We start from the raw sequence: 25,307 nt of genomic DNA, 5'->3' as shown, positions 1-25,307 counted from the left end.
GCAAACATCATGGTCGCCGAAGACGACGCGAAGCAGGCCGAACTGGTGCGCCGCTACCTGGAGCACGAGGGGTACACGGTCACGGTCGTCGAGGACGGCCGTGCGGCACTGGAGGGGGTCCGGCACCGGGAGCCCGACCTGCTCGTCCTCGATGTGATGATGCCCCGGGCCGACGGTCTCGACGTCGTACGGATCCTGCGCGCCGAGGGCCGGGAGGTGCCGGTGCTGATGCTGACGGCCCGCTCCACCGAGGACGATCTGCTGCTCGGCCTCGATCTCGGCGCCGACGACTACATGACCAAGCCGTTCAGCCCGCGTGAGCTGATGGCCCGCGTCCGTACGCTGCTGCGCCGCCACCGGCGTACCGGCGCCTCCCCCGGCCCGGTGTCCGCTTCCGTGCCCGTGCCCGCTCCCCCTCCGCCTCCTGTGACCGTGCCCGTCGTTGAAGACGCGGCCAGGAACGAGGACGAGGCGCTGTCGGTGGGCACCCTCCGGATCGATCCGGCCCGGCACGAGGTGTCCGTCGAGGGAAAGCCGGTGGTGTGCACCCCCGGCGAGTTCCGGATCCTCGCCGCGATGGCGGCGGAGCCGGACCGGGTCTTCACCCGCAAGCGGCTCCTGGAGGAGCTGCACGGCTTCGACAAGTTCATCAGCGGGCGCACCGTCGACGTACACGTCATGCATCTGCGCAAGAAGATCGAGCGTGCCCCACGGCGGCCGGCCCGGCTGCTCACCGTGTTCGGCGTCGGCTACAAGCTGACGGATCCAGCGAAGGACGGACGCCATGACCGGTCGTGAGAAGCGCGCTGCCCGACTGCCGCTCCGTAAGAGCGTCCTCGGCCGGCTGCTCACCGTGTCGGCGCTGGTGGCCACGGGCTCGGTGGCCGCCACCGCCTATCTCGTCGTACAGACGACCTCCGTCGCGATCCGCCAGCAGCAGGGGCAGAACCTCAGCGCCGACGCCACGATCTACAACACCCTGATGGGGTACGCGGCCACCCACCCGAGCTGGGAGGGGGTCGACGCCACGGTACGGAAACTGGCCCGGGAGTCCGAGCGCCGCATCACGCTCACCACCCAGGACCGGCGCCCCCTCTTCGACTCCGCCGTCTCCGGATCGGGCTCGTCCGCCGCTGCCGATCCGCTGCCCTCGCAGGCGTCGGCGGTCGTCGATCCGCTGTCCGTCGACACGGTGCTGGTGCCCGACGCGTCCTCCGGCGACGCGGACCGCGTCGATCCCCGCGCCGTCGGGCCGTTCATGCTGCCCACGGGCGAACGCGCGAGCCTGCGCCGGGTCGCCGCCAGGAAGGTGGAGTGCCTCAACAGCGTGGGCATCGCGGCGGACATCGTCGACAGCCCCAGCGGACGGCCCCGTATCCACTACGTCAGCAGCGGCGACGCCGATCGGATCATGGACGTGAAGTGCCTGGCCGAGGAGGCGGACGCCCCCACCGTGACGGAGAAGAAGGCCCTCGACGCGCTCAACCAACTGGCCGACGCCTGCCTGCAACGCCAGGGCAGGACCGGCGTGACACTGAACCTGGATCTGTCCTGGCAGCGGGGGTACACGGAGGCCGCGGACATCGTCGCCCCGTCCGATCCGGAGACGGCCGAGAAAATGGCCCGGACGAGGGCGGAGAAGACCCGGGCGGCGGAGGCCTACGGGTACAAGGCGCCGATGGACGAGGCCCGGAACAGCAAGTACGACCGGGACATCGCCTCCTGTGTCGGCAGCGCCCGCCGCGAGCAGCTCACCGGCTATGTCGCCGCGCCCGCCCTGCTGTTCATCGACGGCCCGCGCGCCGTCAGCGTGCCCGGGTTCGACCTCTCCCCGACGAACACCGCCCGTATCGCCGGGGTCGCTGCCCTCGTCCTCGCCCTCACCGTCGGCGCCTCGGTGATCGCAGGAACCCGGTTCGTCCGCCCGCTGCACGCGCTCACCGGCGCCGCCCAGCGGATGCGGGACGGCCTGGACTCGGCGCCCGTGCCGGTCGGGGCGGACAACGAGATCGGGCGACTGGCCGCCGCCTTCAACGACATGGCCGCACACCGCGCCCGGCTGGAGGCGCAGCGCAAGGCGATGGTCAGCGACGTCGCCCATGAACTGCGTACGCCGCTGAGCAACATCCGGGGCTGGCTGGAGGCGGCCCAGGACGGACTGGCCGAACCCGACCCGGCGTTCGTCTCCTCGCTGCACGACGAGGCGGTACAGCTCCAGCACATCATCAACGACCTCCAGGACCTGGCGGCGGCCGACGCGGGCGGGCTGCGGCTGCACATGGAGCCGGTACGGATCGACGACCTGCTCGCCCAGGTCGCCACCGCGCACCAGGGCCTGGCCGAGACCGCCGGCGTCACGCTGGCACTCGCCCCGGCGGCGCCCGGCACCCCGCGCCCGCCGCTGCTCGACGCCGACCCGGTGCGGCTGCGCCAGGCCGTGGGCAACCTGGTCTCCAACGCGGTACGGCACACCCCGGCCGGCGGGCGGGTGACGCTGCGGTCGTATGTCACCGATGCCGGAGGCTCCCAGGGCTCCCAGGGCTCCGTCGGCCCCGGCGGGGAGGTGGCCGTCGAGGTCTCCGACACCGGCACGGGTATCCCGGCCGCCGATGTCCCGCACGTGTTCGACCGCTTCTGGCGGGCGGAGAAGTCCCGCAACCGGTCCACCGGCGGCAGCGGTCTCGGCCTGGCGATCGTCCTCAAGCTCGCCGAGGCGCACGGCGGCACGGCGAGCGTGGTGAGCACCGAGGGGGAGGGCTCGGTGTTCACCCTGCGGCTGCCGGCCGCGCCGGCCGCGCCGGCCGCCCCGGAAGCGGCGGGGGCGGTCCACGTACGACTTCCGAGTCATGGGTGACACTGGTCGAGTGATTATCGAACGCGCGTACGCCCATCTCTCCTCGTACGACGAGGGGACCTGGCCCTGGTCGGTGCCCTGCGTCCGTCAACTGCTCGACGAAGGGCTCCGCTTCACCGCGCCGGTGACCTTTCTGGTCGGTGAGAACGGCTCGGGGAAGTCGACCCTGGTCGAGGCGCTGGCGGAGGGGTTCGGTCTGGACTCCTACGGCGGCTCCCACGACTGGCGCTACGCGTCCCCGCGCGCCAAGTCGGCTCTGGGCGAGCGGATGAAGTTCGACGCCGCCTCGGGGCGCGGGCGCCGCATGGCCACCAACTGGTCCGCCCGCAAGGGCTTCTTCCTGCGGGCCGAGACCGCGATGGACGCCCTGAACAGGGAAGGGTTCTCGCCGGACTCGGTCAGCCACGGTGAGGGCTTTCTCGCGGCGTTCCGAGGGAAGTTCCTGCACACCGGGCTCTATGTTCTCGACGAGCCGGAGGCGGCGCTCTCCTTCTCCTCGTGCCTCGAACTGATCGGGCACATCGACCGGTTGGCCAAGGAGGGCGGCCAGATCATCTGTGCCACGCACTCGCCGTTGCTGACCGCCCTGCCCGGTGCGGACATCATCGAGGTCGGCGAGCACGGTATGCGGAGGGTCGCCTGGGGGGAGCTCGGCGTCGTGGATCACTGGCGCCGCTATCTCGCCGACCCGCACGTCTATCTGCGGCACATCGTCGAACCGTAGACGGCGCCCCCTGAGCGTCCCGTGAGGAAACATCGCCCGGCCCTGATGCGATGACTATGTCGTCCTGACAGGTTCTTCACATGTGGTCGACAGGCTGGCGTCATGCCCGGAACCTGGTGCGACTCGGCACCCAGGCACCACCCACACCCGGGCCGGAACTGGAGCGCCACATGTCTCGCCATCTCCGCCTGCGTCTCGCCGTCCTGACTGCCGTCGCGGCCGGTGCGATGCTCGTCCCGGCCACCGCGGCCGTCGCCTCCGACCAGGCCCAGGCCTCGGTGCCCAACGCGGCGGCGAGTGAGAAGCCGGGCGACGATTCCGCGGACGCCAAGATGAAGGAGGACGCGGCGCAGAAGGCCGCGGAGGCCAAGAAGGCCAATTCGGGCGCGGTCCCGCGCGGCGCCGTCGCCGCGGGCGACGCGCCGACCGACGATTCTGCGGACGCCAAGATGAAGGAGGCCGCGGCGCTGAAGGCCGCGGCGGTCCGCAAGGCCGAGGCCGCCAAGGCCAAGGCGGACTCGGTTCCGCGCGGTGCCGTCGCCGCGGGCGAGGCCCCGGCCGGATCCTCCGGTGTCGCCCCCCTCGCCGGTACGGCCGCCGGTGCGCTGCTGCTCGCGGGCGCGGGCACCTTCGTCCTGCGCCGCCGCTCCACCGCGCGCGCCAACGGCTGACCCGTACACACCCCTCGTACCACCGCCTGATCAGGCGATCACCGTGGCGCCGCCTCTTCGCAGGGGCGGCGCCACCGTGTCTTCCCCCGCCCCGTCCCACCTCTGGAGCCCGTCGTGTCCCCCGCGCACCCCCAGGTACGGCGCCCCGGCACCCTGCCGGCCCTCGTCCTCGCCCTCACCGTCGCCGCCCTCATGGCGCTCACCGGCTGCTCGTCCGCCTCCGGCGACGGGGCGTCCACGTCCGCCACCGTGGCCGCCACCGCCTCGTCGGCCGGTGGGAAGTCCGACGCGGGCGAGTCCGTCGACGCCGGGGAGCCCTCGGGCGGTACGGACGGCGCGGGGCCCGCGGCGCCCGTCAAGGTCGACATCCCCTCGATCGGGATCACCAGCGCCCTGATGGACCTCGGCCTGAACGCGGACGGCACCGTCGAGGTCCCGCCGGCCGAGAAGGGGATGACCGCGGGCTGGTACACCGGCGCCGCCGTACCCGGGGAGACCGGCGCCTCCGTCATCATCGGCCACAACGACACCCGCTTCGGCAGGGCCGTCTTCCACGACCTGAAGAAGATCACCAAGGGCGCGGACATCACCGTCACCGACGAGCGGGGCGAGGCGGCGCGCTTCACCGTCACGGACACCGAGAGCGTCAACAAGGACTCCTTCCCCACCGACAAGGTCTACGGTCCGACCGACGACCGCGCCCTGCGGCTGATCACCTGCGACGGCGGCTTCGACGCCCAGGGCCACCCGGTGAAGAACCTCATCGTCTACGCGACCCTCGCCTGACGACACGGCCCCCACCGGGCGCGGCCCCCACCGGGCGCGGCCCCCACCGGACGTGACCCCCACCGGACGTGACCCCGGCCCGACGGGACGCCACCGGACGGGACCCAGCCCGAGGGGAACGGCGGCACCGAACGGCGTCACCGCACGGCGCGCTTGAACCGCTCCACTCCGCCGGTCGACTCGACCCACGCCATGAGCTGCTTCAGCCCGTCCTCCTGGCTGATCACCGGCACATACCCGAAGTCCCGTTCCGCGGCAGCCGTGTTGTACGTGGTCGAGCGGGTGAGCAGCGCCACCGCGTAGCGGGTGAGCGGCGGTTCGCGGCGGGCGGCGAGCGCGGGCAGGCGCCAGGCCAGCTCGACGGCCTCGACGAGGGCGTCCCGGACGAGCGGCGGAATCCGGCGGGTCGGCGGCTGTACGGCGAACAGTTCGGCCAGCCGTACGAGCAGCTCCCGGAGGTCGGTGTGCTCCCGGTCGGCGACGAAGTAGGCCCGGCCGCCGACCCGTTCGGCCGGGGCCGCCGCGGCCAGCAGCGACGCGGCGACCGCGTTGTCGCAGTGGCAGAGCGAGGTCAGCACCTGCCGCCCGGCCGCCAGGTCTGGCAGGCGTCCCGCGGCCATCCGTCCGACCATGCGGGGCAGGAATCCGGCGCGGTCGCGCGGACCCCAGATGCCGCGCGGGCGCAGCGAGACCGTGGTGAAGTCCGGCCGGTTCGCGGAGAGCACCAGGCGTTCCGCGGCTGCCTTGGTCTCGGAGTAGAGGTTGTAGTAGCGGCTGGGGTAGGGGGTGGACTCGTCGATCCCGAGGCGGTCCCCCTCACCCACCCGCATCAGCGCGCTGGGGCTGCTGATGAAGACGAAACGCTCCGCCCCGGCCCTGCGGGCGGCGTCCATGAGCAGCCTGGTGCCGAGGACGTTGGCGCTCCAGAACTGCTGCCGGGTCCCGTGCTCGACCACCCGCGCGGCGCTGTGGTGGACGACGTCCACGCCCTGGGCGGCGCGGCGCAGTGCGTCGGCGTCCTCCAGGTCGCCGTACGCCAGTTCCAGGCCGGGGTTGGCGCGCAGCCGGGTCAGGTCGGTGCTCGCCCGGACGAGGACCCGTACGTCGTGGCCCGCGTTCTGGGCGGCGTCCGCGAGGTGTCCGCCGAGGAATCCGGAGGCGCCGGTGATCAGGACCTTCACGATGCCCCCCGGCTCTCGTCCCGCGACGGGCCGGTGGGGCGGGCGGCGGGCTGGGCCGTGGGCTGGACGGCGGGCCGGTCCGTGGGCCGGCCTGCGGGCGGCAGGGTGCGCCACCAGGTGGCGCCGTACAGCATGGTCAGGCCGGCGGTCGCGGCGCCGCTGTATCCGGCGGCCCGGCCGCGCGGCAGCGCCGCCGGGATCTGGGCGGCGTGGACGCCGACGCTGAGGAAGGCGTCGGCCCACCACAGGCCCCGTACCACCGGATGGTTCGGGAGGACCGGCCCGGCCAGCAGGTAGGCCCAGCCGGCCAGGGGTATCGCGCGCAGCGCCCAGTCGCGCGGTGTGGTGGCGGGGCGGGCCGCCGCCGCGAGCCGCTGTGCGGCCCAGACGGAGAGCTGCTCCCTGCCGATCTTGGCGTTGTGCCGGATGTCCACCGGGAAGGCCGGGTGGCGCAGGAACTCCTCCAGGCCCTGGGTCACCTCGTGCGCGGAGGCCAACTTCCGGAGCTCCGGAACGAGTTCGAGCCACTGGGTGTCGGTGACGCCCGGTTCGGTCTCCACGCAGACCACCGGCCGCCGGGCGCCGGGTTCGCCGACCCCGACGAGGGCGGCGCGCCGGACCGAGGGGTGGGCGTTGAACACGCCTTCGCACTGCACGGTGTGCAGGTCGCCGCCGGGGGTCCGTACCCGCTGGGCGCGCCGTCCGCAGAACCACAGCCGCCCCGACGCGTCCAGGTAGCCGAGGTCGCCGGTACGGTGCCACAGCCGCGTGGTGCCGTCGCCGGTCGACTCGGGGATCTTGTACTGGGCGTTGGCGGCGGGGTCGCCGTGGTAGCCCGGGCTGACCGCGTCGCCCGCGAGTACGATCTCCCCGATCTCGCCGTCCGGCAGGGCCAGTTCGGGCTCCCACCGGGCCACGGGGTCGTCGGAGATCCGGATGATCCGTACCGCCATGCCGGGCAGGGGGCGGCCGATGCAGGTACCGGCGCCGGTCGCCGACAGCGCGGCCGTCCCGCCGGGCACCTCGGCCGAGCCGAGGACGTCGGCGGACTCGATGGAGGAGATCGGCAGCGCCTCGGTGGCCCCGTAGGTCACATGGAACTCCGCCTTCTCGCCGAGGGCCCCGCGTACGGTGTCCACGACGTCCGGCGGTACGGGAGCCCCGCCGGCCGCCACGAACCGCAGGTCGGGCAGTTCGGTCCGGTGCTGCCTCAGATGCTGCCCGAGCACCCGCAGCAGGGCGGGCGAGGCGATCATGCTGGTCACCCCGAAGCGGGTCAGGGCGTCGGTCAGCAGCTCCGGCCGGGCGTCCGCGACCTTGGCGGGCGACACCGGTGCGAGCACCAGCGTCGAGCCGTGGAGCAGGTCGAGGATCCCGTACGCCGGCAGGGTGATCAGGGAGACGTCGTCGCTGTCGCGCTCGTGGACGGCCTGGAGGAGCCGCAGCATGGGCGCGCTCATCCGGTGGACGTACTCGACTCCCTTGGCGGGGCCGGTACTTCCCGTGGTGAAGGCGATCATCTGGAGGTCGTCGCCGGACGGCCGGGGCAGGCCCTGCGCGCGGGGCCCGACGCGCAGCGCGGCCAGGGTCTCGCCGCCCCAGAACCAGCGGCGGCCCACGGTGACCGTGGCCCGGACGCCGCGGAAGGCGCGGCGGCCGAGGACCCGTACGACATGGGCGACGGGCAGGCCGATGAACGCCTCAGCGCCCACCGCCCGGTAGCAGTGCAGCATCCGCTTGACGCCCATGCCCGGATCCACCACGACCGGGACCGCGCCGATCCGCATCAGGGCGAAGACGATGGCGAACAGATCGGGGCCCGGGGGCGTCATGAGGATGGTCCTCGTGCCCCGGGTGATGCCGATCCGGTTAAAGCCGGCCGCCAACCGCTCGATCTGGTCGTGGAGTTCGCCGTAGGTCAGCTCGCTGTAGCGGATCGTCCCGTCGGCGTCGTGGCCGTCCGGGTAGACGATCGCGGCCTTGGCGGGGAAGGTGCGGGCGTTGCGCTCCAGGATGTCGGCGGGGCCTTCCTCCCGGTCCGCCGCGGGCGCCGCCGGTGTCGTCGTCATCGCGTCACCGGTCCTGGGGCCGGTAGCGCACGCAGGTGACGGTCGGTCCCGCGCCGGCGGCCACGAAGAGCAACTCCTCGAATCCGTCGGGGAGTCCGTCCCGTACCGCCTGGAGGTAGCTGAGCACCGGGGCGGCGGTGTGCGGCTCGCCGCCCGCCGCGTCCGGTACGTCGGGGGCGACGACGGCCGCCGCGTCCAGGCCCAGGCGCCGGGCCAGATCCTCGGGGAAGCCGGGCGCGGGCCGGTTGCAGACCAGGAGCGTACGGTCCGGTGCCAGACCCTCCTCCTGGACGTACCCCGCGACGCTGTCGGCGGCGAGGTCCAACAGCCGCTCGGCCCAACCGTCTTCGTGTCGTACGGTGATCTGTCCCCGCTCCTGGCCCGTCGCGCCGGCCAGGCTCACATAGCCCGTCGGCCGCACGGCGCCCCGGGCGCTGTACGCGCGTACCGGGCCGAAGCCGCTCCCACCGTCGGCGCAGCGCTCCAGCAGCAGGGCCGCGCCGAGGTCGGCGTACGGGTAGTCGGGGTCCAGCCGGGCGTTGCCGCCGGGGTGCACGTCGGCGGCGGTGACCAGGACCCGCTCGGTGGAGCCGCTGCCCAGCAGGGCCTGGGCGACCTGGACGGCGTTGAGGACGCCGCAGGCGCCGTTCATCAGGTCGAAGGAGAGTCCGGGCGCCCGGTCGAGGGTGTAGTCGAGGCTGATGCCCACCTCTTTCTGCACCAGCGCCGCCATGGCGGGTTCGATGGCGTTGTTCTCCCGGTAGACACCGACGTTCACCAGAACGCCCACCGCCTGCGGCGCCAGCCCGGCCTGCGCCAGGCAGTCCTGGGCGGCCTCGGCGGCGAGCCGTATGTCGGAGGTGTGGACGGCCTGCGGCGCGGTGGCGGAGGCGGCCCTGATGATCGTACCCACGGTCAGACTCCCAGATTGGTGATCGTCACGGACAGGCCACCCACGACCACGCCCGAAGCGGCGGGCACCAGAAGGAACTTGGCGCCCCGGCGGGCGGTGCCGTCCCGCAGGTGCTGGCCGAGCGTCACGAAGTGCGAGGTGCTGGCGGTGTTGCCGAGGTACTCCGTCGTGGTCAGCGTCTCGGGCATCGCGGTGCCGAACGCCGACTCCCCGTGCTCCTGCATGAATTCGATGAACCGGGTGGAGACCTGGTGGTGGATCACGTAGTCGAACCTCTCGGCCGCGAGGTCGGTGCCCTCCTTGGCGAGGAAGTCGCTGTAGAAGCTGGACCAGATCCTGCGCCGGCCCTCCGCCTGCTGGGTCTTGGAGTCCGTGTACATGGCGAGGCCGCCGGTGCGGTCGCTCGGCATGGCCAGGCACAGGTGGGAGTACTCGGCGGCGGTCATCAGCTCGACGTGGTGGATCCGGTCGGCCTCGTCCTCGGACTCGTCGAGGATCACCGCGGCGCCGGAGTCCCCCACCGTGAGGGAGGCGAACTGCGGGTCGCGGGAGGTGTCCATCTCCGCCGCGGCGGTCCGCGCGATCGGGGTGATGCGCTCACCACTGACCACCAGGCCGTTACGGACGATGCCCTCCCGGATCATCCGGTCCAGGATGTGCACGCCGGTGATCATCCCCGCGCAGGCGTTGGACAGGTCGAAGTGGATCGCCTGGTGGGCGCCCAGCTCCTCGATGAGCATGCGCGCGAACGACGGCTCGAAGTGGTACGTGTCGCCGTCCCTGCTGCGGCTGATCGAGGTGGAGATCACCACGTCCAGCTCGGCGGCCTCGTAGCGGGAGGTGCGCAGCGCGTCCTTGGCCGCGTTCAGGGCCAGGCCGAAGGAGTCCTCGCCGGCCTCCACGTCGGCGACCCGGCGCGCCGCGACCCCGGTGATGCGCTCCAGGGGCAGCTTGGGCGCCCCGGCTACCCCGGCGACCAGCTCGGATGTCGGCTGCACCGCGGCGGGCAGATAGGTCCCCAGTGCTTCGAAGCGGCTGGCACGTGTCGTCGTCGCCATCCCGTCCTTCTTTCTCGATCCGGGTCCCGCGCGGGTATCAGCCGCGCGGGACGAGACGGTCCTACGCCCGCCCTGGTTTCGGCGAACGGCCGCGGCCCCCGGCGGCGTTGGGCCACATTCTTTGCGCAACCCGTCCTTCGAGGTCACTACGTGGACACGTAGGACCGGCACTACGTATCCACGTAGTGCCGGTCGGAAGACGGGTCTGCCAGTCTCGACATCGACCCTGGAGAGGGCTCCGGGGCGACCACGGAAGGGACGGGAAAGCGATGGGGACGGGTACGAGTACGACGGCCGACCCGCGTGTCCCGGGACCGACCGGCCCCCAACTGGTCAGATCCCTGATGGAGTTGCGCAGGAGCCCGCTGAGTACGTTCCGGCGTGCCCAGCGCGAGTACGGCGACGTCGTCCGCCTCTCCGCGGGGCTGCCCGGCCTGCGGCTCAAGCTCTACCTGGTCTTCTCCGCCGAGGGCGCCCGGGAGGTGCTGGCCACCCAGGCGGCGAACTTCCGCAAGGACAACGTCATGTACGAGGAGATCCGGCACTCCTTCGGCAACGGCCTGCTCACCAGCCAGGAGGACGAGTACCGGCGCCAACGCCGCCTGATCCAGCCGCTGTTCACCCGGCGCCGGGTCGACGGCTACGCCGACGCCGCCTGCACGCAGGCGGAGTCGCTGGCCGAGCGGTGGCGGGACGCTCCCGAGGGCACCGTGGACCTCGCCGAGGAGATGCCGGCCTTCGCGCTCCGCACCCTGTGCCGCGTCCTGTTCGGCGCCGACGCCGACGCGGCCGTCCCGGTGATGAGCCGCTGCCTGCCCGTACTCCTGGACTACACACTGGAGCGCGGCAACACCCCGCTCACGCTTCCCCGCCACTGGCCCACGCCGCGCAACCGCCGGGCCGCCGCCGCTCAGCGCGGGCTGTACGAACTCTGCGACCAGATCATCGCGGAGCGCCGGACGGGCGGGGCGGAGGCGGGCGCCGGGTCCGGGGCAGCGGCCCGGAGCGCCGACGGCGGTGCGTCCGCCGACGGCACGGCGGGCGACGACCTGCTGGGGCTGCTCACCGGCGCCTCCGGCGAGAACGGCGACGCGCTCGGCTTCGAGGAACTCCGCGACCAGATCCTGATCTTCCTGGTCGCCGGCCACGAGACCACCTCGACCGGGCTGGCCATGGCCCTGTACCTGCTCGCCCGGCACCCCGAGGTCCAGGCGCGCGCCCGCGAGGAGGTCGACCAGGTGCTCGGCGGGCGCCGGCCGGGAGCCGCCGACCTGGACGCGCTGGGCTACCTCACGAGGGTGCTCAAGGAGGCCATGCGCGTCCAGTCACCGGTCCCCTTCATCTCCCGCCGGGCCGTGGCCGACACGGTCGTCGACGGCCACCGCATCCCGGCCGGGTCCGATGTGATGGTCTGCGGCGCGGTGACCCACTACCACCCCGCGTACTGGCAGGACCCGGAGCGCTTCGACCCCGAGCGCTTCACACCGGAGGGCGAGGCGAGCCGCCCGCGCTACACCTGGTTCCCGTTCGGCGGCGGCAACCGGGCCTGTATCGGGCAGCACTTCTCGATGCTGGAGTCGGTCCTCTGCCTCGCCGTACTGCTCCAGCGGTACGAACTGGCGCCCGTGGGGGCCGGGATCCCGCTCGGCGACACGGTGACGCTCAAGGAGAACGGCCCGATCCGGTGCCGCCTCACCCCGCGTACCTCCGCCCCGGCCCCGTGAAGCGGAAGGCGGCCGGATGAATGGCCGTACCGTCCCGGCGTCCGGTTTCAGCAGGCCCCTTCGGCGTTCGGCGTCCGGTTCGCGGGCGAGCTGAGTTTATTCGCCAGTTGGACACGCGAGCGGACTCCCAGCTTCTGGAAGATCCGGCGCAGATGAAAATCGACGGTATGGGGCGAAATGGAGAGTCGGCCCGCTATCTGATGGTTGCTCAGCCCGATCCGCGCCAGATTCGCGACGGCCCGTTCCGACTTGGTCATACGGGACCAGGAGGAGTTCGGGGCGGAGCGGGCGGACGAAATGCCGGTGGCGGGTAAGTCGGGGGCCTGGAGCCCGGCGATCCGGTCGGATAACTTCCGTAGTCGCCGCAGGACCCGCTCCTCGTCGCGGACGGAACCGATCTTCCGGTACATCTCGGCCGCCTGGCGAAGCCGGAATTCCGATTCCACGTACGGCCGCTCCGGGGCCGCCATGAGCAGCATCCCCAGATCCTCGACGGCCGACGCGCGGGCCCACGGGTCCCGGTAGCGTTCGACGACCTGACGGAGACCCGCGGTGTCCCGGTCCAGCAGGCTGCGCGCGTGCAGGGAACCGGGGCGCGTCTCGGGGCCGGCCGCCCGCACGATCGACTCCGCGGCGGCCCGGTCGCCCGCGTGCAGCAGAACCCGGACCAGCCAGGGTGCGGCCTCCGGCTCCAACGAGAGCATGACCCCGTCCGAAAGCCTTTCCGGCTGCTCCGCGATAAACTGCTCAACGGCGCGCCGGGCCCCTATGGAAGCAGCCGCGAACTGGAGTATCAGCCAGTCGTAACGTGCCAGGTCATCGGGCGAGACGGAATCCGGGATCGCGTCATGGACGGTTTCGACATGCCGGGCCGCAGCCAGCAGATCTCCTCGCCGAATGGCTGTTGTGGCCAATATGGAAGGAGCGAATTGTCCCTTGATCATGGCGATGGAAATTTCCCTCGTAGGTCGCGATTCGACTGCAACTGCAAGGCGCGGTACGTTCCCGGGGAGTTACGTCCTGGTTATCGTTCCGTGTACGCCGTGCAGGTAAATTCGCCGCCGACAGGAGAGCGTATTTTTATGTGGAACTTCGGATGAAGTGGAGTCTATCCCCGATCTTGCGCGGGGGGCTGTGAGCTTGCCGACGGATCAGGCGAGTGTCGCGGCCTCTTCTTCCTTCGTGCCCGGGGGCGCGTTCTCGCGGCGCGGGAGCAGCAACGGGGTGGCCAGAAGGAGGACCCCGGCGGCGGCGATCGCGGTACGCGGGCCGGTGACGGCGGCCAGCAGCCCCCACAGGGCGGTCAGGGCCGCGATGGCGGCGCTGCTGCCGACCGACCAGGCGGTCAGGGTACGGGCGACCCGGCCGGGGTCGGTGTGGTCGAGCCGGTAGGTGGCCAGCACCGGGTTGAACACACCGCAGCAGGTCACCAGGCCGAGTTGGACGGCGATGATGAGGACGATCCCGGGAACCCCCGGCTGGACGAAGGCCAGCCCGATGGGCCAACACGCGCGCAGCGCCCCGGAGACGAGCATCACCCGGTGCTGCCCGAACCGCGCCACGAGGCGGTGCGCGACGCGGGAGCCGATGAGGCCGCCGACGCACGGGACCGCGAACACGAGACCGTACTGCCAGGGCGCGAACCCGAGATCGCGCAGCAGGAGCACGGCGAGCAGCGGCGAGGACACCATGATCAGGCCGTTGACCACGATCGAGTTGAAGAACAGCGGGCGCAGCACGGGGTGGGCGAGGATACGGCGCCACCCCTCGGCCAGATCGCCCGCCCGCAGCCGCGGCGCACCGGTCCCCTCGGGGCGCGGCTCCGTCCCGCCGATGGCGCGGATGCCCAGCGCCGAGAGCAGATAGCTGACCGCGTCGGCGACCAGCGTCGTCACCGGGCCGAACAGCCCGATCGCGGCGCCGCCGACCGGTGGGCCGACCATGGTCGCGGTCCATGTCGTGGACTCGAACCGGCTGTTCGCGACGAGCAGGTCCTCCGGCGGCACGAGCGCCTTCAGATACGCGCCACTCGCCGCCCGGAAGGCGATGTCGGCCGCGGCGACGACCACGGAGACGACGAGGAGCTGGGCGAAGCCGAGCCGGCCCAGCGCGTACGCGGCGGGGACGCTCAGCAGCGCCGCGAACCGGGTCAGGTCCATCGCCACCATGACCGGCCGCTTACGGCGGAACTCCACCCAGGGACCGAGCGGCACCGCCACCAGGGCGCCCACCGCCCGCCCCACCGCGGCCAGCGCCGCCACCTGCGCCGGCCCGGAGTCCAGCACGAGGACCGCCATCAGGGGAAACGCGCCGAACCCGAGCGAGGTGCCGTACGCGCTGACGGCGTACGAGGCCCACAACCATCCGAACGGCCGCCCCAGCGCCCGTCTGCCTGTCATACCCGACACCACTCCCCCCGACCGGACGACCCCGCGCCGACCATCGATATCACCTGATCGATGGGGAGGTCTGCCCGACCGGAGGGCTGAGCGCCACGAACCGTCAGGCCGAGGACCCGCTGTCGGTGACCAGGTCGGTGCCGACCACCGCGCCGGCCGAGGGCGAGGCCAGGCAGAGCACCGCGGCGGCCCTGGTCAGCGCGGAGACCGCTGCCGTGAACGACCGGCCGATAAACGACCGCCACGCCCCGGAAGCGTCTCGGCCCGCCCCCGGTGACTTTCGCCGGCTGTTCATCCCGACGCCGTTTCACGCTCGCCCGTAGGCGCGATCATCTGGCTCCGTCCCTTTTGTGCAACGGAGAAACGATGCTCCCGAAGAGAACCTACGCCGCCCTCGCGGCCCTGGCCGTGGCCGTACCCGTCGCCGCCGGCGCGCTGGCCGGTACGGGTACGGCGAGCGCGGACGCGGAGTCGCGGCGGCCGGTCGCCTTCGACCGGACCGCCACGTACCCGGCCTTCCGGAACCGGCCGGCCGGCGAGGACCCGGCCTCCCCGACCGTCGCCGAGATCTCGGCGACCAGCGAGGACGGCCGGACCCTGGTCCACACCGACGCGCCGGCCCGGCGGATCGGCTTCCTCGACATCGGCGACCCCGAGAACCCGCGAGGGCTCGGGACGCTGTCGCTGGCCGAACTCGGCGACGCCGAGGACGAGCCGACCTCGGTGGCCGTGGTCGGCCCGTACGTCCTGGTGGTGGTGAACACCAGCGCCGGGTACGCCGACCCGTCCGGGCGGCTCGACGTCATCTCGCTGCGCGACCGCAGTCGGGTGGCCAGCTACGACCTCGGCGGCCAGCCCGACTCCATCGCGATCAGCGAGGACAAGCGGTACGCCGCCGTCGCGATCGAGAACGAGCGCGACGAGGAGGCGACCCCGGCCGGGCGCGAGAAGGGCGACCTGCCCCAGCCTCCGGCCGGCTTCGTACAGATCGTCGACCTCAAGGGCGCTACGCCGAAGCAGTGGCGTACCCGGGCCGTGCCGCTCACGCGGCCGGACGGCGGCGCCCTGCCCGCCCTGGTCGACGCCGGGATCACCGAACCGACCGACCCGGAGCCGGAGTACGTCTCCATCAACAGCCGCAACCAGCTCGCGGTGACCTTGCAGGAGAACAACGGCGTCGCCCTGCTGGACCTGCCGACGGGCAGGATCACCAAGGCCTTCAGCGCCGGTACGGCCTCGGTCAAGGGCATCGACACGGTCGATGACGGCGTGATCGACCCGACCGGCTCGATCACCGATGTGCCGCGCGAGCCCGACGCGGTCGGCTGGGTCGACGACCGCTACCTGGCGACCGCCAACGAGGGTGACTGGCGCGGCGGTTCCCGGGGCTGGTCCGTCTTCGACAGTCGGACCGGCAGGGTCGCCTGGGACGCGGGCAACAGCTTCGAGCGGATCGCCGCGCGCCACGGACTGCACAACGAGGCCAGGGCCGGGAAGAAGGGCACCGAGCCGGAGGGCCTGGCGATCGCCGAGTACCGGGGCGTGCGGTACGCCTTCGTCGGCTCGGAGCGGAGCAACTTCGTCGCCGTCTACGACCTGAGCCGGCCGACCGCCCCGGTCTTCCGCCAGGTGCTGCCCACCACCAACGGCCCCGAGGGGCTGCTGCCGATCCCGTCACGCGACCTGCTCGCGGTCTCCAGCGAGGAGGACGACGCCGCGGCCGGCGTACGGTCCTCGGTGAACCTCTTCCGCCTGGGCGGGCGGGCCCCCGCGTTCCCGGGCATCGTCTCCGCCGCGGGTGCCACCGGCGCCCCGATCGGCTGGGGCGCGCTGGGCGCGCTCTCCGCCGTACCCGGCAGGTCGCACCAGCTCTACAGCGTCACCGACGCGGCGTACTCCGACACCAGGATCCTGACCATCGACGCCTCGCGTGAACCGGCGGTCATCACCCGGTCGTTGACCGTCAAGGGGGCTGACGGACGGCCGGTCGGCTACGACGCGGAGGGCATCCACGCCCGGCCGCGGGGCGGCTTCTGGCTCGCGGTGGAGGGCGCCACCGGCGCGGGCAACAAGCTGGTCCGTCTCGACAGCACCGGAAAGACCCGGCAGACCGTTCCCCTGCCGGCGGACATCGCCGCGGGCCTCGGCGGACAGGGCTTCGAGGGCGTCACCGCGACAACCGACCGCGGGGGCCGCGAGGTGGTCTGGGCCACGCTGCAACGCGAGGTCAGGACCGACCCGGCCGGCCTCGTCCGACTCGGCCGGTACGACGTCACGGCCGGCACCTGGAGCTGGTACGGCTACCGGACCGGCACCACCACCGCACCGGGCGACTGGATCGGCCTCTCCGAGATCACCGCGGTCGGCGACCAACTCGCCGTCATCGAACGGGACAAGCTGAACGGCCCGTCCGCCAGGATCAAGCGGGTGTACGCGGTCGACCTGCCCCAGCACGCCGCGCCGTCCGGCCAGTTGCCCGTCCTGTCGAAGAGGCTCGCCCACGACGCGCTGCCCGACCTGCGCGCGACGAACGGCTGGACCCAGGAGAAGCTGGAGGGCCTGACCGTGGCCGGCGACGGCGAGGTCTACGCCGTGACCGACAACGACGGCCTGGACGACTCCACCGGGGAGACCGCCTTCCTCCACCTCGGCTCCAGCAGGAAGATCTTCGGACGACACTGACCCACAGCGGCGCCCACCGGCGCCGCCTCGGACGACGACAAAGCCCCGGGCCGGCCGGCCCGGGGCTTTTCCATGGAGTGGACGAGGAGAATGCGCCAGGATTCACCTGCCGCGCCACCGGAAGAAATTCCCCGGAGGTCGACCGGCGCTATTGTGGCCGCAGGGGAATGCCGTAAAGGGAACTGTTGAACTGCCCGGTCACTTTCGTGGTAGAGTCTTGATGAATTCACAGGACGCCACGAAAAAAGGGGAATGGCGTGAATACCGAGAAGGTCACGGCTCGACGTCTTACGGCCGCAGAGGTTTCAGAGTTGGGCCTCCAGGACGGAATCTTCGTCTCGGCGGAGACGGATGGCCTTTCTCTCGACTGCTACGCGCCGGCTTTCCTCACGGAGCCGGGTAAGAATTTCGAGGGAGGCTCCTTCGCGGCAAGGACGATCTTCGGTGAGGACATCCATGTCCTCCCGGACGACGCCGAAGGGCGCGGGATCTGGATCGCCGACAAGACGGGGGAGGAGATCGAGGTTCTCCAGAGCGCCGGCGTCCTCCTGAACCTCGCACTCTTCGTGCCCAACGGGAACAAGGACTCCCTGGAGTCGCTCTACGCCGCCGCGCGGGACGCGTTCGGTGCGGGGATCGTTCAGCGCTGGAGCGAGGAATCCGTCGCGGTGCCGGACGTCAAGGTGGACCTGTTCGAGGAGCCGGCCCGGGGGCGGAAGAACACGAACAGCCAGAACCGTGACCGCCGCGCCTTGGACATCTATCCGACGCGCGTGCGCTTCATGGAGCCCAGCGAGGGCTGGAAGTTCATTGTCGAACCGCACAAGGAGATCGTCGACGAAACACCGACGATCTAGCCCCTCCCGACAGGGAATTCAGGGGCCGTAACAACCTGATGGTCGGCGACTGTTTGTCAGCGGCCGTTTGTCAGCGGATTTGCCGGACGCCCGGCTGGGATCTCCCAGCCGGGCGTTTCGTACGACCCGGTCCGCAGGAAATGCCTCGCGCCATTCGAGAAGATCGCCATTCGAGGAGATCGCCATTCGGGAAGAGCGGCATTCGAGCGGCGTGGCGCGGAATAGCTCCGGAGCGGCACGGAAACCCGCTGAAGCCGGCGAACGGGAAACGCCCCGGGCCGCGAGGCACGCCGCCGGGGTCGCCGCGAGCAGACCAGGAGCCCAGGAGACGGGCCCCGCGGTGGCCGGTGCCCCTGCGGCCGGCGCGCCCGCTCCGTCGCGGAAGTCCTCCGTTTGTCGCCGGTCCCCTGCGGATTCGTCCGTGATCGGTAACAGAGGGATCCCTCACGGGCGTTCATGCCTCTTCATGGACGCAGGGCATCGGCGGAGACGACAAAGGGGCGGGCGGACATGGCGAGGCACAAGGGAAGGGGATGGCACAGCCGGCTCCTCGCGGCGGCGCTCGGGGTGACGGCGCTGGCCGCTGCCACGTCGGTGTGGACCGCGCAGGCCGACCCCGCCGGAGGGCGGCAGCCGAAAGCTCCCATCTCGGCGCCGGGCTCCGGCCACGAGGGCCAGGCGGTGACCAAGGTGTCGGCGGAGATCGCGCACGCCTCGGAGGCCGGCGCCCGGGGAGTCAACATCACCATCGACGACGGACCGGACCCGATCTGGACGCCGCAGGTGCTGCAACTGCTGAAAGACAGCGATGTGAAGGCCACGTTCTGCATGGTGGGCACGCAGGCCCAGACGTACCCGGACCTGGTGAAGGCGGTCGTGGCGGCCGGGCACCGGCTGTGCAACCACACGGTCTCTCACGACACCGCCATGGACCAGAAGTCCGAGGCCTACCAGTCCCAGGAGATCCTGGACGCCGAACGCATGATCACCAAGGCGTCCGGCGGCGTCCGGCCCGAGTACTACCGGGCTCCGGGCGGCGCCTTCACCCCGTACAGCCGACAGCTCGCCGCGTCCCGGGGAATGCGCCCGCTGGGCTGGAACGTCGACTCCAGGGACTTCGAGCGTCCCGGCGCTGACGTCATGGTCGCCACCGTGAAGAAAGAGATCGCCGACGGGCCGACCGTCCTCTTCCACGACGCGGGAGGGGACCGCTCCCAGACCATGACCGCCCTGCGCGAGGTGCTGCCCTGGCTGAGGGAGCAGGAGTACTCCTTCGGTTTCCCCGTGCGCTGAGTGAGGCTCGCCCGCACCGGCAAGGAAGCCCCGCACCCCAAAGAAAGCGGCCCCCAAAAAACCGGCAGGCGCCCCAGGGGCGGGTCGTGAGAAGGTGCGGATCGACTCGGCACAGGGGAAAAAAATGGGGCTGACCTACGGCTACGACATCTACCTGCCTCCCCGGAACGTCGCCACGGCGCTGGCCAGTCTGGCCGAACTGGCGCCACCGGCCCCTCGCGTGCCGCCGCTTGAGGTCACCCTGCCCGGCGGTGACCGGGTCGTCCTCCCGTTCACGTCCCAGTTCACGAGCGAGCCGGTCGACTGCTCCACAGGCAGCGCGCTTGAGCTCGACATGTCCCTCATGTTCGACGTCGATGACGCACTGCGCGCGTACGCGGAGACGGAGGCGGGTGGCCCCGCCCCCGAGGCGGACGGGCGCATGGGGATCGGGTACATCTACGCGACGATCCGGTTCGAGTCCTCCCCGCACCCTGGTTACGCGTCGGTGGAGTGCTGGGCGGCGACGTCGGGGATGAGCCGCTTGTTCGCGCGGTCGGCCAACGTCAGGAAGGTGTTCACCGACCTCACCGCGGACAGCGGCGGCGTGTGCTGCCTGTTCGACACCGGCGACGGCGGCCTCGGGCAGGTGTGCTGGCTCAACGGCCCCGGTGTCCTAGCTCAGACACCAGCCGCAAAGTAGCGATCCGCCTCTGGGGTCAGCTGTCGCCGGGTGCCGCTGCTAGGTTGAGGGTCTTGTGTACGACGCCGACCGACACTTTGACGGCGACGGCGATCTCGCGGATTGACTGGCCTTCGGCTCGGCGGGCGAGGATCACGCGCCGCTTGTCGTCGTCCACGACGGGGCGCCGGCCTCCGACGCGACCGCGTGCGCGGGCGGATTCCAGGCCATTCTTCGTCTTCTTCACGATGTCGCGGCGCCGGTCTTCGGCAAGGGCGAGGGCCAGGTCGAGGATGAGTGAGCGTTCGGTGTGCTCGCCGGTTGCGATGCCGTCCAGCACCTTGACCGCGATGCCGCGCTGGAAGAGGTCGTTGAGGACGATCAGCCCTTCGAGGAGGTTGCGACCGAGGCGGTCGACTTCCTGGACGGTGAGCATGTCGCCGTCGCGGAGGTAGTCGAGGGCGGCGGTCAGGCCGGGCCGGTCGTCGACGGCGAGCTTGCCGCTGATCTTCTCCTCGAAGACCTTGAGGCAGATCGCACCGAGGGCGTCGTGCTGGCGCAGGGTCTTCTGCTTGTCGGTGCTGACGCGGACCAGTCCGATGAGCGCCACGGGGCACCCTCTCTGTTCATCAAACGTCTTCAGGTAGTGATCTGAACGCTAGCAGTTGATGAACGGGAAAATGAACGCCGGGGGTGGGAGTTCGGGTGTTCGGCGGTGCCGGGGGCGGGTGTTCGGTAAACGGTCGATTGATGAACGCCCCCTGTTCATCGGGGCGGGCATCGCCGTGAGCGTTTCATCAGTAAGACGCGCGCCGACCTGCTTCCGGTGCCGAGGGAGGCCGCGCCGCAGCCGAACTTGAGGTTGCGGTGGGTCGCGTATAACGGTGCCGCCGCCCTCGGTCACTGCCAGGAGAGCCGTCCACCTGCCCAGCCTCGTGAAAGCGCGCGCGTGAGCCCCGTGACCAGCAGGCCCACATGATCCACAGTCTCAGCGGCCGCTCGCAGGGGATAACCCCACCGCACTCGCTGGTCCCAGCACCACCACCAATAGACATGTCAGCCGGATCGTGCGAGCTGCCGGGATCTCGAATGATTGGGCAGACACGGCGCACCCTCTGCTCTCGAAGGATCACTCATGTCCCGCACCCCCCGCAGGCACCGGTCCATGTACCGCGTGCTGTCGTCTCTCGCCGTGCTGACCCTGGCTGCCGGCGCCGCCACGGCGTGCAGCAGCAACGACTCCTCGTCCAGCTCCTCGGCCTCTACGTCCGCCATCCCGTCCGCCTCTGCGGGGACCGGCAATGCGGCCGAGGCGAAGCTGCACATGGTCGACAACGACGGTCACCGCCTGGCCTTCTACGCCATACAAGGCAGCGGTTCCACCATCGTCCTGGACTCGGGCGGCGGCGAGGACTCCTCGCAGTGGAAGGACATCGCCCCCAAGGTTCACGCGGCCACCGGCGCCACCGTCATCACCTACGACCGGGCCGGCCTCGGCAAGAGCGACGTGGTGCCCGGCGCGTGGAAGGTCCAGAGCGCCGTCAGTGACCTCAAGGCGGGCCTCAAGCAGTTGGGCATCACCAAGGACGTCACCCTGGTGGCCCACTCCCAGGCCGGCGAGATCGCGAACAACCTCGCCCAGGACGATCCGGAGATGCTCTCCGGCGCGGTCCTGGTCGACGCCAACCTCCCTCAGTTCTTCACCGACGAGGAAATCCCCCGCCTCGTCGCCGCGACCCAGCCGGACGTCGACGCAGCGAAGAAGGACCCCGAGAAGCCGGCCAACCGCCAGCTCATCTCCACCGCGGAGGGCTTCGCCGAAGCGCACCAGGCCTTCCACAAGGTGGTGTGGCCCACCTCAGTGCCCGCAACGGTCATGGTCTCGGAGAAGACCCCGTTCGCAGGCTCTCCCCCGGACGCCCAGCACTGGCGTGATGCGGCCGCCTCATTCGTCAAGGAAGCGCCCAACCGGACGCTCGTCACCGCCAAGGGCACCTCCCACGAGGTGCCGACGGAACGCCCCGACCTCGTACTCAAGGCGATCGAAGACAGGTTCGCCGCACAGCACTGACCCCAAGGACGCCGGCGGTCTTGCAGACCAGGTGCGGACCGCCCGGTACCAAGCAAGTAAGTGGCTGGTTGGACGGCAGTACGCCGTCCAACCAGCGGGCACAGTGCGCCGGCGGTGAGGCTGCGGCGGCCGAGCAGGTTTCGGTGAGGTCCTGGAAGTCGTGGGTCTCGGTCATCGTGTCTCCGTGGTTGCTCGGGCGGCGGTGTCCGCCGGGGTGCGGGGTCGGGGCACGGTGGCGGCCGACAACAGGTCGAGCCGCTTGTCCATGTCCAGGCGGAAGGTCCCGTACGGGTTGACGTTGGACCAGAACAGCGCGGTCAGCCCACGCCGGTCCTCATCACTCAGCCTCGATGCCCAGGCTGGTTCGGCCAGGACCTGCTGCACCAGCAAGGTGTTGACATGCACGAGCGCGGACTGGAGCAGGTGCAGGGCGAGCATCGAGGTCTCGGCGTGCTCCTTGTCCGGGCCGGTCAGGGCTCCGTCCTTGCCGTAGTGCAGCACGGTGTTCGCCGAGTTCCAGTTCTCCACGACCTGGAGGCCGCCGTGGATCTCCCGGCGCAGGCCGGGGCCGGCCAGGTAGTCGCACGCGAAGACCGTGCGGACCGCGCGGCCGAGTTCTTCGAGCGCGGCGTAGGTGGGGTGCTTGGGGCCGCCGCGGGTGAAGCGCCGCAAAACCTGCTCGGCCTCGGCAGTGCCGAGTCGGAGCGCGGTCGCGTACTTGACCATCTGGTCGTACTGCTGCTCGATCAGCTCCCAGCGGATCGGCCGTGTCAGTGAGGTGCCGAGCGCGGGCCAGCCGGGCGGGGCGTCGTCCGGGCGGTACAGGCGGATGCTGCCGATGTTCTTCAGCCGGGGCAGCAGGCGGAAGTTGAGTAGTTCAGTGAGGGCGAACCCGACCACGCTCGCGCCGTGGGTGTCGACGTACTGGGACTCGATCTCGGCGTCCGTGCAGTGCCGCAGCAACCCCTCGATCATCGCCGCGACTTCGGACGACGAACAGGACTTGAGCTGGGAGTAGATGCAGACGTTCTTCCGCTCGACGTGCCAGTAGATCATCACGCCATTGCCGCCGTAGCGGGCGTGGTACTCGGTCATGAAGTTGCTGGACCAGGACCCGAACTTCTTCGAGTCCGATGCGCACGCGGTGCCCCGTCCCCACCAGGCGGCATCGCGGGCGGCGAACGTGCCGTTCACCAGCCTGGTGACCGCGGCGCGGAGGTTGTCGACGGTGATGAAGTGCCGGCGCACGTGCCGCAGGGCCGCTTCGCTTTCGCCGTGCTCGCCGGTGGCCACGATCGCGCGGATGCCCATGTTCGTGCCCAGCGCGAAGAGGGCCAGTAGCAGGCGGCGCTGGAGGACGTCACGGTCGATGCGCTCGTACGCTGCCACCGAGGAGAACTCCTCGGTGAAACCGGTGAGGAAGTCGGAGTTCTTCAGCACGTCCAACAGGTCTAGGACACCCCAGCGGCGTACGACCTCGTCCTTGAGCGCCTGGAGGCCGGTGGGCCCGGCCAGCGGCTCCAGCCTCGGCACCGTGATCCACGGTTCGCCCTTGCGGGTCGTGACCTTCACCCCGCCCGCCGAACCGTCCGCGAGCGACGCCGAGAGCCGGTCCAGGGCCGCGGTCATGCGCTTCTTCAGGTCCGCGTTGAACGCCCGCGGGTTCAGCGGCTGGCGGATCGCGGCGTAGTGCACGGTACGGGTGGCCTCGAAGTCGCCGGGCAGGTCGTCCTCCGGATTGCACCAGCGGGCTGCGCCCTCGACGTAGATCTCGCGGCGGCGCACCGCGTCCCGCAGCGCCACCAGCACGCACAGCTCGTACGGGATGCGCTCGACCCTGCCCTTGTCGTCGACGACCGCCTCGCGCCAGTCCTTACGCACCACGCCGTCCATCGGCACGACGTCCGCGGCGTCGTAGAAGCGGGTCTTGCCGTCGACGTCGGCGTACTTCTTCAGCAGCTTCATCGCGTCCATCACCGGCCGGTAGGCGGTGTTGTCGCACCGGAAGCCCAGCGTGTTCAGCAGCGGCGGCAGCATCTGCCGGTAGTACGAGCTGTACGAGGAGCGCAGGGTGGTGCGGACCTTGGCCTTGAACACCTTCTCGTTCGCCTTCGCCTCGGCCACCAGCTCCCGCAGCGTCTTCTCACCCACCACCGGAAACAAGGCCCGGCGTACGACCTCGTCGGGCTTGTCCACGGCGGCCGTCGCCAGTTTGAAGAGGATGCCCTCCTTGCCACGGACCTTCTTCAGCTCGGCCGTCAGCTGCTTCTCCACCCGCCGCTCGGCACGAGCGTTGATCTTGTGGACCAGGGCTACCAGCAGCTCGACCAGGGCATCGGTGATCTCCGCCTGCCTCGACCAGCACAGTGCCGCGAGCAGCGTGATCCGCACGTCCGCGCTCGTGTCGCGAAAGTCCGAGGGGTACATCTTGATCGCCCGCGCCCGCCACGCGGCCACCAGCTTCTCCGAGCAGTCCGTGAACAGCCCCTCGGGCAAGCCCAGCCTGCGGACCTCGTTGAGCTTGGTGATCTCGGTGAGCAGGGAATCCAGGCCAACCGCGCCCGGGTCGCGCTTGAGCGCAGCCAGCAGGGCGGTGCCCGTCTCGTTGTCCTCGGCCACCAGAGACAGCAGCCGGTCCGTGCCCGCCTCGCCCAGGCGCCCGATGACGCGGGCGCAGAATGCCGACTCCCACCGGCCCCGGGCGGCGACCAAGATCTTCTCCACGCGGGTCCGGCCCGGCGGCTCGATCTTCCGCGCCCGGTACTCGACCAGTAGGGCGTCGCGCTGCCGGGCCTCCACCAGCTCGACCGGGCACACCTCCGCAGCCAGCCACCCGGTGAGCGTCTTCTCGTCCGCGAGCGTCGCCGGCCGGAACCCAAGTGCCTCACGGATCTGCTTGCGGTGGTACTCGGCAGTCCGGCCGACCAGCGTGTACTTCGCGAAGTCGGTGGCCGGGACCTTCACCAGATCGGCGACGTACTCCACCGCAAGCGACGGGACCTCTTCCAGCACATCGGGGAACCGGCCTTCCAGCTCGAAGAACTTCAGCAACAGGCTGAAGCCGAGCCGGGTCGTCCCGCTCTTGTTCGCCACCAGGTCCCAGCCGCCGTCTACCAGCGTCCAGTTCGCCAACAGATCCTCTGGCGACCACTCTTGTCGCACGCCCGCCCCTTTGGCCTCGATCACTCGATCAGCCCAACGACGGCGCTCAGGGCCGGGAAACGGGGCGCGTCCGCTACCCGCGACCTACTTTGCGGCTGGTGTCTGAGCTAGTGTCCTGCGCCGGAAATCCTGGCGATATATTTCGCTAATGAGTTGAGGATTTCGTCGGCGCTCTTGGTCCATGCGAACGGTTTGGGGTCCT

19 protein-coding genes and 1 pseudogene are annotated in these 25,307 nt (G+C 71.0%); 11 read left to right on the top strand and 9 right to left on the bottom strand.

Annotated features, from left to right (window positions below):
- Positions 1-9 precede the first annotated feature (9 nt).
- The 5 genes from ACIBJC_RS33150 to ACIBJC_RS33130 all read left to right on the top strand — a co-directional run bounded on the left by ACIBJC_RS33150 (position 10) and on the right by ACIBJC_RS33130 (position 5,035).
- Positions 10-798 (top strand): response regulator transcription factor, encoded by a 789-nt coding sequence (locus ACIBJC_RS33150; protein ID WP_399299209.1) that lies wholly within the window; start codon positions 10-12, stop codon positions 796-798.
- On the top strand, positions 785-2,854 hold the full coding sequence (locus ACIBJC_RS33145; protein WP_399298917.1) for a sensor histidine kinase: 2,070 nt from the start codon (positions 785-787) through the stop codon (positions 2,852-2,854). Before ACIBJC_RS33150 ends, ACIBJC_RS33145 begins: the two co-directional genes overlap by 14 nt.
- Positions 2,855-2,864: 10 nt before the next feature.
- Positions 2,865-3,578: an AAA family ATPase gene (locus ACIBJC_RS33140; RefSeq protein WP_399298915.1), complete on the top strand. Its 714-nt coding sequence runs from the start codon at positions 2,865-2,867 to the stop codon at positions 3,576-3,578.
- A 170-nt stretch (positions 3,579-3,748) separates the two neighbouring features.
- Positions 3,749-4,249: a hypothetical protein gene (locus tag ACIBJC_RS33135; RefSeq protein WP_399298913.1), complete on the top strand. Its 501-nt coding sequence runs from the start codon at positions 3,749-3,751 to the stop codon at positions 4,247-4,249.
- Positions 4,250-4,363: 114 nt separating this feature from the next.
- Entirely contained in the window at positions 4,364-5,035 is a 672-nt protein-coding gene (locus ACIBJC_RS33130) for a class F sortase (RefSeq protein ID WP_399298911.1), read from the top strand.
- A 137-nt stretch (positions 5,036-5,172) separates the two neighbouring features.
- Here ACIBJC_RS33130 and ACIBJC_RS33125 read toward each other — a convergent pair whose 3' ends face one another.
- From ACIBJC_RS33125 to ACIBJC_RS33110, 4 genes are read right to left on the bottom strand one after another with little or no spacing between them, the layout of a single operon-like run.
- Positions 5,173-6,216, bottom strand: a complete 1,044-nt coding sequence (locus tag ACIBJC_RS33125) for an NAD-dependent epimerase/dehydratase family protein (RefSeq protein WP_399298909.1) — start codon at positions 6,214-6,216, stop codon at positions 5,173-5,175.
- A complete protein-coding gene (locus ACIBJC_RS33120; protein WP_399298907.1) occupies positions 6,213-8,285 on the bottom strand; it encodes a fatty acid CoA ligase family protein in 2,073 nt (690 codons plus the stop codon). Before ACIBJC_RS33120 ends, ACIBJC_RS33125 begins: the two co-directional genes overlap by 4 nt.
- A gap of 4 nt (positions 8,286-8,289) precedes the next feature.
- A complete protein-coding gene (locus tag ACIBJC_RS33115; protein ID WP_399298905.1) occupies positions 8,290-9,198 on the bottom strand; it encodes a hypothetical protein in 909 nt (302 codons plus the stop codon).
- 2 nt (positions 9,199-9,200) lie between these two features.
- Positions 9,201-10,256, bottom strand: a complete 1,056-nt coding sequence (locus ACIBJC_RS33110; RefSeq protein WP_399298903.1) for a 3-oxoacyl-ACP synthase III family protein — start codon at positions 10,254-10,256, stop codon at positions 9,201-9,203.
- A 269-nt stretch (positions 10,257-10,525) separates the two neighbouring features.
- Here ACIBJC_RS33110 and ACIBJC_RS33105 point away from each other — a divergent pair, with 269 nt between their 5' ends.
- Complete coding sequence (locus ACIBJC_RS33105; RefSeq protein ID WP_399298902.1) at positions 10,526-11,980, top strand: cytochrome P450; 1,455 nt, start codon at positions 10,526-10,528, stop codon at positions 11,978-11,980.
- Between the two features lie 47 nt (positions 11,981-12,027).
- On the opposite strand, the gene ACIBJC_RS33100 is transcribed toward ACIBJC_RS33105, so the two are convergent.
- The 3 genes and pseudogenes from ACIBJC_RS33100 to ACIBJC_RS33090 all read right to left on the bottom strand — a co-directional run.
- Positions 12,028-12,924 carry a LuxR C-terminal-related transcriptional regulator gene (locus tag ACIBJC_RS33100; protein ID WP_399298900.1) on the bottom strand — a complete coding sequence of 299 codons (897 nt, stop codon included), beginning with the start codon at positions 12,922-12,924 and terminating at the stop codon, positions 12,028-12,030.
- A gap of 207 nt (positions 12,925-13,131) precedes the next feature.
- Positions 13,132-14,379: an MFS transporter gene (locus ACIBJC_RS33095; RefSeq protein WP_399298898.1), complete on the bottom strand. Its 1,248-nt coding sequence runs from the start codon at positions 14,377-14,379 to the stop codon at positions 13,132-13,134.
- A gap of 103 nt (positions 14,380-14,482) precedes the next feature.
- A pseudogene (locus ACIBJC_RS33090) lies at positions 14,483-14,569 on the bottom strand (short-chain dehydrogenase); the annotation flags it as partial.
- A gap of 176 nt (positions 14,570-14,745) precedes the next feature.
- On the opposite strand from ACIBJC_RS33090, the gene ACIBJC_RS33085 reads away from it, so the two are divergent.
- The 4 genes from ACIBJC_RS33085 to ACIBJC_RS33070 all read left to right on the top strand — a co-directional run bounded on the left by ACIBJC_RS33085 (position 14,746) and on the right by ACIBJC_RS33070 (position 19,893).
- The gene (locus ACIBJC_RS33085; protein WP_399298896.1) at positions 14,746-17,061 is read left to right on the top strand and encodes an esterase-like activity of phytase family protein; all 2,316 of its coding nucleotides are present in this window, start codon (positions 14,746-14,748) and stop codon (positions 17,059-17,061) included.
- Positions 17,062-17,318: 257 nt separating this feature from the next.
- Entirely contained in the window at positions 17,319-17,918 is a 600-nt protein-coding gene (locus tag ACIBJC_RS33080; RefSeq protein ID WP_399298894.1) for a hypothetical protein, read from the top strand.
- 510 nt (positions 17,919-18,428) lie between these two features.
- Entirely contained in the window at positions 18,429-19,211 is a 783-nt protein-coding gene (locus ACIBJC_RS33075) for a polysaccharide deacetylase family protein (protein ID WP_399298893.1), read from the top strand.
- Between the two features lie 124 nt (positions 19,212-19,335).
- Complete coding sequence (locus tag ACIBJC_RS33070) at positions 19,336-19,893, top strand: hypothetical protein (protein ID WP_399298891.1); 558 nt, start codon at positions 19,336-19,338, stop codon at positions 19,891-19,893.
- A gap of 16 nt (positions 19,894-19,909) precedes the next feature.
- Here the strand turns inward: ACIBJC_RS33070 and ACIBJC_RS33065 are convergent, their stop codons facing one another.
- Positions 19,910-20,482 (bottom strand): recombinase family protein, encoded by a 573-nt coding sequence (locus ACIBJC_RS33065; protein ID WP_399298889.1) that lies wholly within the window; start codon positions 20,480-20,482, stop codon positions 19,910-19,912.
- A 525-nt stretch (positions 20,483-21,007) separates the two neighbouring features.
- Between ACIBJC_RS33065 and ACIBJC_RS33060 the strand changes: the two genes are divergently transcribed.
- On the top strand, positions 21,008-21,943 hold the full coding sequence (locus ACIBJC_RS33060) for an alpha/beta fold hydrolase (RefSeq protein ID WP_399298887.1): 936 nt from the start codon (positions 21,008-21,010) through the stop codon (positions 21,941-21,943).
- A gap of 171 nt (positions 21,944-22,114) precedes the next feature.
- On the opposite strand, the gene ACIBJC_RS33055 is transcribed toward ACIBJC_RS33060, so the two are convergent.
- Entirely contained in the window at positions 22,115-25,105 is a 2,991-nt protein-coding gene (locus tag ACIBJC_RS33055; protein WP_399298885.1) for a Tn3 family transposase, read from the bottom strand.
- Between the last annotated feature and the right edge of the window lie 202 nt (positions 25,106-25,307).

The sequence above is a fragment of the Streptomyces sp. NPDC050509 genome (assembly GCF_044457965.1).
Taxonomy (GTDB): Bacteria; Actinomycetota; Actinomycetes; order Streptomycetales; family Streptomycetaceae; genus Streptomyces.
Note: the sequence above shows the minus strand (reverse complement) of the source record. Positions and strands in the feature narration are given on the sequence as shown.